This window comes from Acidisoma sp., from assembly GCF_035492295.1.
GTDB lineage: Bacteria > Pseudomonadota > Alphaproteobacteria > Acetobacterales > Acetobacteraceae > Acidisoma.
In genome coordinates, this window is the sequence record NZ_DATJJK010000225.1 from 1 (window position 1) to 11,089 (window position 11,089).

The window sequence follows — 11,089 nt, forward strand, 5'->3', positions numbered from 1 at the left end:
GCCCCAAGGCCCCCACCGCCGCCCAGAACAAGTGCCGTTCGGCCTTTGATCCGCAAATCCATTTTTGACGCCTCTTATCCTTGGACCGCTGCCATTGATGCAAGGTTCGCCTGCGGGAACACTGACTCCCGAACTGGTGGACCATCCATTGTCGCAACGGTTTTAGCCGTCGTGTGGATTTGGGATGCTATAAGATTTTCTAATCTCCCCTTGATGGCAACGCTAAAGAGGTTTGCGAGAACCCGCTTGCCATCGGAGATTGTTGTGTGCACCGACTGACTGTATCGCTGCGGCGGCCCCAGCTTGCGGGATGTCGAGCCGATCGTGGCGGCGCATCGTGTCATCGTCAGATCCGAGAGCGTCCTGAACTGGAGCAGCCGCTTCGGCCGAGTGTTCGCTGCCACAAAGAAGCACCGCCGTCCCAGGGCCTGCGATCACTGGTGCCTCTACAAACACTCATACTTGGCCGAAGCGACCTGCATTGCCCTGGGGCGGGGAATCAGAATGTCACATGAGCTTGTCCAGCGTCAGTGGCAGGTCACGAATCCGCTTTCCGGTGGCATTGAAAACCGCGTTGGCAACGGCAGCGGCGGTACCTGTGATACCAATCTCTCCAATGCCGCGCGCACCCATAGGCGTGTGCGGGTCTGGAATATTGTTCCAGATCACGTCAATATCGGGAACGTCCATATGCGAGGGTATGTGGTACTCGGACAAGCTTGGGTTCATAATACGCCCGTTCCGCCCGTCAAACTGCGCCTCCTCCATCAGAGCAAGTCCGAGACCCATGATGATGCCACCACGGAACTGGCTCGCCGCTGTTTTGGCATTCAGGATGTATCCACAATCAAAGGATCCGAGGAAACGGTTGACCCGCGTTTCGCCCGTGATGGGATTGACGCGAACCTCGCAGAACATCGCGCCATAGGAGTGCATAGACCAATTCTGCAATTCGGTCGGCGGCGGTGCATTCGCCTCCACGATCACCTGCTCGCGTCCGGCGCGAGATAGTATGGAAGCGTAACTTTCGTAACGTGTCGGGTTGGCAAGCTCGGCGAGGCCGCCATTAAGACCGCCGACTTCGTTCGGTTTGAGCCCGGCGAGCGGAGATGAATTGCCGGCGAGGACGAGAAGCTCAGTCACCAGCGCGTGCTGGGCCGCAACGATGGCCGCGCCGATGGAGGCCGTCTGCTGCGACCCGCCAGCCAGCACCGCGCCGGGCATTTTCGAATCCCCGTAGCCGAAACTCACCTGGTCCAAAGTGAGGCCCAGCCGGTCGGCTGTGACCTGTACATGGGCCGTGGCGGTACCCATGCCCATCTCATGCGCTGCGATCTCCACCCGAACGTGGCCATCTTTCGTCAGCGTCATCCGAGCCGCGCCGCCGGGCATCCGATAGTAGGGGTAGGTCGCCGTGGCACAGCCCATGCCGACAAGCCATTCGCCGTCCCGGGCGGCCCCGGGCTTGGGGCTGCGTTTCGCCCAACCAAACCGCCCGGCGCCAGTCCTCCACGCCTCCACGATATGTCGAGAGGAGAAGGGCCTGCCCTCGGTCGGATGCTTGGCCGGCTCGTTCAGGATACGAAGTTCAACCGGGTCGATGCCGAGCTTGTCGGCAAGTTCATCTACCGCACATTCCAGCCCGAAAGTGCCGACGGCCTCGCCCGGGGCGCGCATGAAGGTATTGGCGAGCATATCGAGATAAGCCACCTCAACATCCAGCTTGAACGCATCGGCTTGATACGCTCCCCGTGTCGCGAGGATGAATGGTTCGGGCAGCGCGTTTTGCCGAGACATGGCCACAACCCCGGTATGGATGATCGCATTGAATCGCCCATCCCTATCCGCACCGATGGCCACGCGCTGTTCGGTAGGCGCCCGGCCGCCGATCATCCGATAGACGCCTTCCCGCGACAAAGTGATACGAACAGGTCGGCCTGCGAGCTTCGATGCGGCGGCGCCAAGTACCTGGTGCTGCCAAAGAGTTTTTGAGCCAAAGCCACCGCCGACATAAGGAGAGGTGACATGGACCTTGCTTTCGTCGATGCCGAAGACCGAGCCGATGGACCAGGCAGTATGCACGACAGCCTGGGATGCGTCGTGGACGACGAGAGTGTCCCCTTCCCACGCAACCGTGGCAGCATGCGGCTCGATGGCATTATGGTTGTGACGCGGCGTACTGTACCGGGCGTCAATCCAGACCGCAGCCTGTTTTAGCGCGGTTTCTGCATCACCAATTTCAAGCTTGAGCGGTTCGCCCATGAACTCGCCGGGCTTGGTTCCTTTTCGCTTCGCCTCTTCGAAATCAGTGTCTGAGGGTTCAGTCTGATAGGTTACGTCAAGGAGTGTCGCGGCGAAGTCTGCCTGTTCCTGGGTCTCGGCCAAGACAAGAGCGATCGGTTGACCATTCCAATGGATTTTGTCGTCCTGCATGATCGGCAAATTATCGCCACCTGCAGCCTTTTCCGCCGTCATGAACAGAGGCATAGGCTTCATGCGAGGAGCGTTTTTATAGGTCATGACCAGCACGACGCCAGGCGCGGCCGCCGCTGCAGAGGTATTCAGCGTCGCGATACGCCCCTTCGCGACAGCGCTGAAGGCAAGGGCCGCATAGGTCAGGTGCTCCATCACGAATTCGGCGGCGAAGGTGGCCCTCCCCTGCACCTTGAGCGGCCCGTCGATGCGCGACACTGGCGCCCCGACCGAACCATGCTGGTGGCGGATCAGGGGGTCAGGGCCATCACCCTGCCCCCAGCTATTGGCGGCTAGGCCAACCGCTGGTCCACCGCCGCCGGCATTGTTGATCGCGCTCATGACGCCTCTCCCGCCAAGCTTGTGAGAACCGCAGTCATCGTGCGGATGGCAAGTTCCACCTTAAATCCGTTGTCACGAAGGGGAGCGGCGTCCGAGAGTTCCGCTTCGGCCGCCTTACGGAACGCAGCCTCGGCAGCTGGCGCTCCAAGCAAGCTGTTTTCTGCCTTGCGAGCCCGCCATGGCTTCGGGGCAACTCCTCCCAACGCCAACCGAACGTCCGTGACTATTCCGTCCTCAAGTGCCAGGACCGCTGCCACTGACACGAGAGCAAAGGCATAGCTCGCCCGGTCCCTTACTTTTCTATAGGTTGATCGCGTTCCCAGAAGAGGAGCAGGCAACTCTATGGCGGTGACCAACTCGCCCATGTGAAGCACGGTCTCGGTCTGCGGGTCTTCTCCTGGCAAACGGTGAAGATCGGTCAGCGGTATCACTCGTGCACCTGCTGGCCCCTGCAGGTGCACCATCGCGTCGAGGGCGGCGAGTGCCACGCACATGTCTGAAGGGTGAGTCGCGACACAGGACGATGACGCACCAAGAATGGCATGATTGCGATTGAAGCCATCGATGGCGTCGCAGCCCTGACCCTGAACCCGCTTGTTGCAGCGTGATCCGTCGACGTCATAAAAATACGAACAGCGCGTACGCTGCAGAACATTCCCGCCGACAGTCGCCATATTCCGAATTTGCGCAGACGCACCCGCAAGGATTGATCGCGATATCAGCGGGTATTGCGTGCGGACCGCACGGTGTTCAGCGACGGCTGTGTTCTTTGCTGCAGCACCAATCAATAACCCACCGGCATCCGTCTGCGTAATAGCGGCAGAGAGGCCGGTAACGTCTATCACAGCAGAGGGTTGTTCGATCGTTTCCCGCAGAAGATCAACGAGGTTTGTACCACCGCCGAGATACTTAGCTTGCGCCACAGCGCCGAGTTGGATCGCCCCAGCAGCATCGCTGGCACGGGAATAGCTGAAGGGAGTCATGCCATAGCCTCCTTGTCGTCTGTCTGACCTTGGCGTCGTGCCTGCACCTCGGCAATAGCGGCAATGATGCCGTTATGCGCACCACAGCGGCATAGATTTCCGCTCATACGCTCGCGGATTTCCTCAAGGCTCAGGGTAGCGCCCTCATCAGAGAAATCGGCGGTGACGACACTCGGGACGCCCCGCTCCAGCTCGGCGGCCATGCCTAGTGCCGAGCAGATATGCCCGGGCGTACAAAAGCCGCATTGGAAACCATCGTGTTCAATGAAGGCTTTTTGTAATTCGTGCAGACCGTGTTCTCCAGCCAAGCCCTCAATAGTCGTGACATCCCGGCCTTCGCATTGGACGGCGAGCGTGAGGCAGGAGAGAACGCGTTGCCCGTCAACAAGCACGGTGCAAGCACCGCACGCGCCCTGGTTACATCCCTTTTTTGCGCCAAAGAGGTGGAGCCCTTCGCGCAGCAAATCCAGGAGTGACACGCGTGGATCAAGCGGCGCGTCGGCTTCGGTTCCATTGATCCTGATCGGCATTTCCTCACCTTTCAGACTGTTCGAATATGGTATTGCTGCTCTAGATGAGCCGCCGCGCCCTGACGCCGGAGAGGCTAACCTGCCCTCGCAAATGAACCCCTCGAGACCGTTTCATCAGGGCAGGTAAGGAGGCGGGCGGTGTCTTTTTTGCATCATTACCCGGTACGCAGATGACCGCCTAGCCGTCCACCCCAATTCGGCATGCTCACTACGTTCTGATCTATTGATCGTCAAAGAACAAGGGAGGTCACGCGGTATCGTCTTCGGAGAAGGCTGGGAAACCTGAGCGCCGTGTTATTAAGGACTTCCTGGTCGACAGCCCGAAAAAATGCTGCGGCAAAGCGGCCGCAATATCCTGGTTTCATGATGCCAGATCCAGCAGATCGACTCGTTCAGGGGGAGCGGTCATGGAGTAGACGATCGAGGTTGGGAAGCACGCCGACTGACGCCGAAGGCGAATGGGCCTCTTGCCTGGACGGTTTTGGTGCGCACGAAAACGTCGGTTGCGCGAGCGCGAGGGGACCCGCACCCTCTTCTGCCTATGCCAACTCTGCGCCGCCTTTGGCGTACGCAGCCATCGGGAGCTCTGAGCCATGAGCGGACCTTCCCCTTCCGGCCAGCCGGACCACGCGCCGGTACGGAAGCCCGAACTCGATCAGCCCTATGCAGACACCGTCGCCTACGGCAATGGCCCGCAGGACAACGTGACGGACAGCAGCGAGATGGCGGCCGTCACGCAGCACCAGATTGTTCTTGGGGGCAAGACGGTCGATTACACGGCCCGTGCCGGGCATCTTGTGACAGTCGATGCCAGCAGTTCGCAGCCTGCCGCCAAGATGTTCTATGTCGCCTTCTCAGCCGATGAAGCGAAGCCGGATGCCAGGCCCGTCACCTTCTTCTACAACGGCGGCCCGGGATCGTCCTCCGTCTACGTGCTGCTGGGGTCTTTCGCGCCCATGCGGCTGCGCACGTCGCTCCCGGATTTTACCCCGCCCGCCCCTTACACGATCGAGGCGAATCCCGACAGTCTGCTTGATGTGAGCGATCTCGTCTTCATCAATCCGGTCGGCACGGGCTACTCGGCAGCCATCGCGCCGAAGGTGAACAAGGATTTCTGGGGCACTGACCAGGATGCGCGGTCGCTCGCGCAATTCATCAAGCGGTACCTCACGGTTTATGACCGCTGGAACGCCCCCAAATTCCTCTACGGCGAATCGTACGGCACCGCGCGGACCGCCGTGCTCAGCTACATGCTCCATGAGGACGGGGTCGATCTCAACGGCCTGACTATCCAGTCCTCGATCCTTGATTATGCAAAAGCGGGCGACCCTATCGGACTCCTGCCCACCTGCGCCGCCAACGCCTGGTACCACAAGCGCCTGGGCGTCACGCCCCCGCCCCCCGAACTTCCGCCTTTCGCCGACCAGGCCATGCGGTTCTCCGGCTCGGACTATGCGAAGGCGCTCCAGGCCATGCCGCATCCCGATGATTCAACTGTCCGTCAGTTGAGCGCTCTTGTCGGCATCGATGACGCGACCTTACGAAGCTGGAACCTGAACGTTGCTGCCACCAACGATCTCGGAACCCTGCTTTTTCTCGTTACGCTTCTGAAAGACAAGGGGCTCGCCCTGGGGTCCTATGACGGACGCGCGACCGGCATCGACACAGGCATCGCTGGACAGGTCGATCCGATGTCCGGCGGGAACGACCCGACGATGACCGCCGTCAACGGCGCCTATACGGCCATGTGGAACAGCTATCTGAACGACCAGCTGCGCTACACTTCTACTTCCTCCTTCACCGATCTCAACGACCAAGCCTTTGCCAACTGGGATTTCCACCATACCGACCCGACGGGCGCTGAAAAGGGCATCGACAGCAAGGGCAATGTTGTTCTGTACACGGCAGGCGATCTGGCCGCGACGATGAGCCTGAACGTCGATCTCAAAGTTCTATCGGCCAATGGATATTATGATTCTGTAACGCCCTATTATCAGACCACGCTCGACCTCGCGCATATGCCGATTGAAAACGGAGCTGTGCGCCGCAACCTCACCGTTCGCTATTATCCATCCGGGCATATGATCTATCTCGACGGCGGATCACGGACCGCGCTGAAAGCAGATCTTCTCACGCTGTATCACGATGCGACCAGCGATCCCCATGCGCTGGCGCGCATCCGTGGCTTGCAGCAGCGCACACTGAAAAGCCATTCGAAACATTCAGGCAATTCCGCATGATCCGACATCACCTGCAGACCCTGCCCAGTAGTTTTCTTATGGAGCCCACGCTATCGCCGATCGGCGATGCGATGGGTAGCGAACCCATCCGCCTGACCATCATCCTCAAGCCGCGGCACGCCATGAACCCCGCCGCCCCGCGCCTGTCCCGGGCGGACTTTGCCCACAATCACGCGACGGATCAGGTCGTGATCGATCGGCTCGTCGCCTACGCCCAGTCCCACGGCCTGACGGTCCGGCTTGCGCGCGCGGCGGAACACCGCGTCTGCCTTAGCGGCACCTACGCCCAGGCGCGCAGCGCCTTCGAGCCTGACAAGCTCGGCCGCTATCGCTCCGCTGCCGGCGAGCATATCTGCCGTTCCGGGCACCTTCATGTGCCGCCGGACTTGGCCGAGCATGTCGTTGCCATCATGGGCTTCGATGAACGGCCGGTCGCGCGCCCGCATTTTCGTCTGCGGCCGCTGCGCGCCGCCGCTGAGACGAGCTACGACCCGCCTGCGATTGCCGCACGCTATGACTTCCCGACCGGGACCAATGGCGCCAAACAGACCATCGCCCTTATCGAACTCGGCGGTGGCTATGATGCGGCTCAGATGTCGCAGTATTTCGCAGGGCTCCAGATCCATCGCACCGGCACACTGGAAGCCGTGCCGGTCGATGACGTCTCCGTCGCTCCCTCCGGCGCGACGGACGGCCCGGATGGCGAGGTGCAGCTCGATATCGAAGTGGCCGGGTCCGTAGCGCCGGCCGCCAATCTAGCCGTTTATTTTGGCGGCAATTCCAGCCGCGCCTTTCTCGATACCATTGCCGCCGCCGTGCATGACAGCCGGCGGAACCCCAGCGTCATCGCCATCAGCTGGGGAGGACCGGAGACCAATTGGTCGGCCCAGGACCTCGACGCCATGGACCAGCTTTTCCAGACGGCAGGCAGCCTTGGCATTAGCGTCTGCGCGGCATCGGGTGATAGCGGAGCGAGCGACGGCAGCGCGGACGGCACACTGACGGTTGATTTTCCCGCATCAAGTCCGCATGTCCTGGGCTGCGGTGGCACCCGCCTGCCCAGCAATGGCGCCGAGAGCGCGTGGAACGACGGGCCGGAGGGCGGCGCCAGTGGCGGTGGCTACAGCAGCCACTTCGCCCGCCCCCCCTGGCAGAGCGACACCGGGCCGAGCGGACGCGGCGTACCGGACGTCGCTGGCGATGCCGATCCCGCGACCGGCTACCGGGTGACGCTCGATGGGCAAGCGAGGGTGGTGGGCGGTACCAGCGCGGTCGCCCCGCTGTGGGCCGCGCTTATCGCACGCATCAATCAGGGACTGGGCAGCAGCGTGGGTTTCATCAACCCCGCGCTGTATGCCGCGCCCGCGGCTTTCACTGACATAACCTCCGGCAACAACAACGGCTACACCTGCGGCCCCGGCTGGGATCCGGTGACGGGCCTGGGAACGCCTATCGGCTCAGCGATCTACAGCGCCCTCAAGCGGCACTGAAGCCGGAACACTAAGGGCTACTGCCGTTTGGCATATTCACCGAGCGCCCATGCGGAGCCGCGCAATCGCTCTCGGCAGCGACACACGCCGTTATTCGCTTCGCCAATCCGGGTTCAGGTTTCTTTCCGTGAGCGACGGAGCCATTCGTCTAAGCCGATGCGGCCGAGGCGCGCCTCGGCCAATGGTACGAGCGAGTATTGTTCAAGCCGGCCGCCCCAGTATCGGGCCTCGGGATCACCCACCACCTCACGCGGGTCGCCGACAGCCTTCAGATAGCGGGCGACGATTTGATTAAGCGGCGCTCGCTCCGGGCCGGCGATCTCGACGATGCCGTTTCGGGGCGCCGCAGGCGCCAGTTCGGCGACAATGGCAGCGACGTCGTCCGCCGCGATGGGCTGAAACAGGCAGGGTGGAAGCCTGACGACAGTTCCATCTGTACTTGAATCGGCGATTCCGCCGAGGAATTCCAGGAATTGGGTTGCGCGGATGATGGTGTACGGATTGCCGGAGGCTACGATCAGTCTCTCTTGGGCAAGCTTGGCGCGGAAATAGCCATTGTCCATCCGGTCTGTTGCAACGATGGAAAGCGCGACGTGATGCCGGACACCCGCTGCGGCCTCCGCCGCGAGAAGGTTGCGACCGGAGGTCTCGAAGAATTCCAGCACGGCCTTGTCTTCAAATGAAGGCGAGTTCCCGAGATCGATCACCACCTCCGCGCCGGTCATGACCTCTTTGAGCCCCTCGCCGGAGATGGTGTTCACACCGCTTTTGGGCGAGGCGGGGACGACCTCGTGGCCTCCCTGGCGCAGAATGGCGACGCTCTTCGAGCCGATCAGGCCGGTGCCGCCGATGACGACGATTTTCATGATTCGACCTCCCCAGTCGATGACTGGAGGCTCCAAATTGGTTTGATAGGCCTCCTCGGACGTGCGGAGCGGGGCACAACCCGCTCGGCTGCCCTATTGATAGCTGGCCCCGGGCGGTAGTGCGGTAAATTCTCCATGGGCGGCGCTCGTGCGCCACGGCCAAGCGGCGCAACAACGCTATCGACATTGGTTACAGCGGCTTTCGCGCGGAAAAGAAGCGGAACAGGTCTAGCTCGCTGGCACATCGCGCCGATTCGAAGCCGCAATGCTGCATCATGTGAAGGACGGCCTCGACCGGCGCAAAGGCGGCGATCGTCTGCCAATGGTAGGACATCAGACTGCGTGCCTGCCGGTCCCGCGCGAGCACGAGAGAAACGACGGGCAAAATCCCGCCGACGAAGATGGCGGCAGAGACCTTGGCCAGCTGATTGGCTGGAGGACTGATCTCGAGCAGCACGAGCCGCCCACCCGGACGCAAGACACGCCATGCCTCCTGCAAGGTCTGCTCGATGTTGGAGACATGACGCAGCGCATAGCCGATCGTCACGAAATCCGCCGTACCCGCGGCAAAAGGCAAGGCTTCGGCTGTGCCCTGCACGAGGGGAATGCCCAGGTTCTTCTGCGCCACCGCTAGCATCGATTCACTGAGGTCGACGCCGATCAGCGTGCCGCGCCCCTGCATTAGACGACGCGCCTCGCGAGCCAGCAGGCCGGTGCCGACAGCAACGTCCACGACCGTCATTCCTGGCGCGATCCCCGCCTTGCGCAGGCAGCTGCGCCGATACCAGGCGCCGGAGCCGAGCGAAAAGATCTGGTTTATCAGATTGTAATGGCGCGCCGTCCGATTGAAGAGGACGCGAACCGGGCCGGGCTGGCGAGCCGGGTTAGCGTAATAAGCGTCGATGGCCTTAGCTGACGCCTCTGGCCGATCTTGCGTGTTGGACAAACGGCACACCTATGGCCTAACTCAATACAGGCAAGTGTCGACGGGTATGGTGGCAGGGTCAACACCCCGCGGCGCTACCCGCCATGGGGAAGACGGGCGTGACTGAGCTTCAGCAGACTGCGATGCCGGTGTCCACGGCGGATTGCGACGTATTCGTCGTAGGCGGCGGCCCTGCGGGCTCAACCATCGCGGCCCTTCTCGCGGAACGCGGTCACCATGTCATCCTGGCCGAGAAGGATCGGCATCCACGCTTCCATATCGGCGAATCGCTCCTGCCCCATAACCTGCCCCTGTTCGACCGGCTGGGGGTGCGGGACAAGATCGAAGCCAGCGCCATGCATAAATATGGCATCGAATTCGTCTCGCCCTATCACGGCAAGAGCGTGAAATACGATTTCGGCCGCGCCTACGACAAGCGCTTCCCCTACTCGTTTCAGGTCCGCCGTTCGAGCTTCGACCATATGCTGCTGCAGAACGCGGCCGCCAAGGGTGCGACGGTCATCGAGGAATGTCGTGTGTCTGCCGTCGTCTTTCCCGAAGGCGAGCCGGCGCTCGTCACCGCGCGCGGCCCAAATGGCGAGGACAGGAAATGGCGCACCCGCTTCGTGGTCGATGCGTCAGGCCGGGATACGCTACTGGCCGGCCAAATGGGCTTGAAGGAGCGCAATCCGCGCAATAACAGCGCTGCGATCTTCGGTCATTTCACGGGCGCACGGCGGCTGCCCGGCAAGGACGAGGGAAATATCACCATCGTCTGGTTCGACAACGGATGGTTCTGGTTCATTCCGCTCTCGGACGGCACGACAAGTGTCGGCGCCGTTTGCCCGGCGGACTTCTTCAAGACCCGTGGCACGGATCTGCAGAGCTTCTTCCGGCAGGCCATCGCCTCAAGCCCCGAGATCGCCGACCGGCTGCGCGATGCTGAACTCGTCGGCGATGTCACGGCCACCGGCAACTATTCCTACCTGTCCAAGCGGACCAGCGGTGACCGCTTTCTCATGGTGGGCGACGCCTGCGCCTTCATCGACCCGGTTTTCTCCACTGGCGTCTATCTCGCGATGGTCAGCGCGTTTTCGGCAGCCGACGCGGTGGACGGCGCCCTGCGCAGCCCACGCAAGGCCGCCCGCCTGCTACGCCGCTATGATGCGCAGACGCAACGCGCGCTCGGCTCCTTCACTTGGTTCATCTACCGAATTCGCGAACCCGCGATGCGCAACCTC

At 61.8% G+C, this 11,089-nt stretch carries 8 protein-coding genes; 3 read left to right on the forward strand and 5 right to left on the reverse strand.

Translation table 11 applies throughout. The features are described 5' to 3' along the window. Positions 1–507: 507 nt before the first annotated feature. The 3 genes from VL752_RS16900 to VL752_RS16910 are packed head-to-tail and all read right to left on the reverse strand — an operon-like array spanning position 508 to position 4,327. Positions 508–2,814: a xanthine dehydrogenase family protein molybdopterin-binding subunit gene (locus VL752_RS16900; RefSeq protein ID WP_325357032.1), complete on the reverse strand. Its 2,307-nt coding sequence runs from the start codon at positions 2,812–2,814 to the stop codon at positions 508–510. Continuing rightward, positions 2,811–3,797 carry an FAD binding domain-containing protein gene (locus VL752_RS16905; protein ID WP_325357033.1) on the reverse strand — a complete coding sequence of 329 codons (987 nt, stop codon included), beginning with the start codon at positions 3,795–3,797 and terminating at the stop codon, positions 2,811–2,813. The genes VL752_RS16900 and VL752_RS16905 overlap by 4 nt, the downstream gene beginning before the upstream one ends. Next, the gene (locus tag VL752_RS16910; protein ID WP_325357034.1) at positions 3,794–4,327 is read right to left on the reverse strand and encodes a (2Fe-2S)-binding protein; all 534 of its coding nucleotides are present in this window, start codon (positions 4,325–4,327) and stop codon (positions 3,794–3,796) included. The genes VL752_RS16905 and VL752_RS16910 overlap by 4 nt, the downstream gene beginning before the upstream one ends. Positions 4,328–4,920: 593 nt before the next feature. Between VL752_RS16910 and VL752_RS16915 the strand changes: the two genes are divergently transcribed. Together VL752_RS16915 and VL752_RS16920 are read left to right on the forward strand one after the other, a co-directional pair. After that, positions 4,921–6,567: a S10 family peptidase gene (locus VL752_RS16915; protein WP_325357035.1), complete on the forward strand. Its 1,647-nt coding sequence runs from the start codon at positions 4,921–4,923 to the stop codon at positions 6,565–6,567. After that, a complete protein-coding gene (locus VL752_RS16920; RefSeq protein ID WP_325357036.1) occupies positions 6,564–8,057 on the forward strand; it encodes a S53 family peptidase in 1,494 nt (497 codons plus the stop codon). The genes VL752_RS16915 and VL752_RS16920 overlap by 4 nt, the downstream gene beginning before the upstream one ends. A gap of 113 nt (positions 8,058–8,170) precedes the next feature. On the opposite strand, the gene VL752_RS16925 is transcribed toward VL752_RS16920, so the two are convergent. Together VL752_RS16925 and VL752_RS16930 are read right to left on the reverse strand one after the other, a co-directional pair. After that, positions 8,171–8,923: an SDR family oxidoreductase gene (locus tag VL752_RS16925; protein WP_325357037.1), complete on the reverse strand. Its 753-nt coding sequence runs from the start codon at positions 8,921–8,923 to the stop codon at positions 8,171–8,173. Positions 8,924–9,113: 190 nt separating this feature from the next. Beyond that, the gene (locus VL752_RS16930; protein WP_325357038.1) at positions 9,114–9,878 is read right to left on the reverse strand and encodes a class I SAM-dependent methyltransferase; all 765 of its coding nucleotides are present in this window, start codon (positions 9,876–9,878) and stop codon (positions 9,114–9,116) included. Positions 9,879–9,967: 89 nt separating this feature from the next. Here VL752_RS16930 and VL752_RS16935 point away from each other — a divergent pair. After that, positions 9,968–11,089, forward strand: a 1,122-nt coding sequence (locus tag VL752_RS16935) for an NAD(P)/FAD-dependent oxidoreductase (RefSeq protein WP_325357039.1), incomplete at its 3' end; no start/stop codon positions are given.

Excerpts from the sequence above, each read along its gene's own strand:
- VL752_RS16915 (WP_325357035.1), top strand. The coding sequence starts at position 4,921 with ATGAGCGGACCTTCCCCTTCCGGCCAGCCGGACCACGCGCCGGTACGG.
- VL752_RS16900 (WP_325357032.1), bottom strand. The coding sequence starts at position 2,814 with ATGAGCGCGATCAACAATGCCGGCGGCGGTGGACCAGCGGTTGGCCTA.
- VL752_RS16905 (WP_325357033.1), bottom strand. The coding sequence starts at position 3,797 with ATGACTCCCTTCAGCTATTCCCGTGCCAGCGATGCTGCTGGGGCGATC.
- VL752_RS16925 (WP_325357037.1), bottom strand. The coding sequence starts at position 8,923 with ATGAAAATCGTCGTCATCGGCGGCACCGGCCTGATCGGCTCGAAGAGC.
- VL752_RS16920 (WP_325357036.1), top strand. The coding sequence starts at position 6,564 with ATGATCCGACATCACCTGCAGACCCTGCCCAGTAGTTTTCTTATGGAG.
- VL752_RS16910 (WP_325357034.1), bottom strand. The coding sequence starts at position 4,327 with ATGCCGATCAGGATCAATGGAACCGAAGCCGACGCGCCGCTTGATCCA.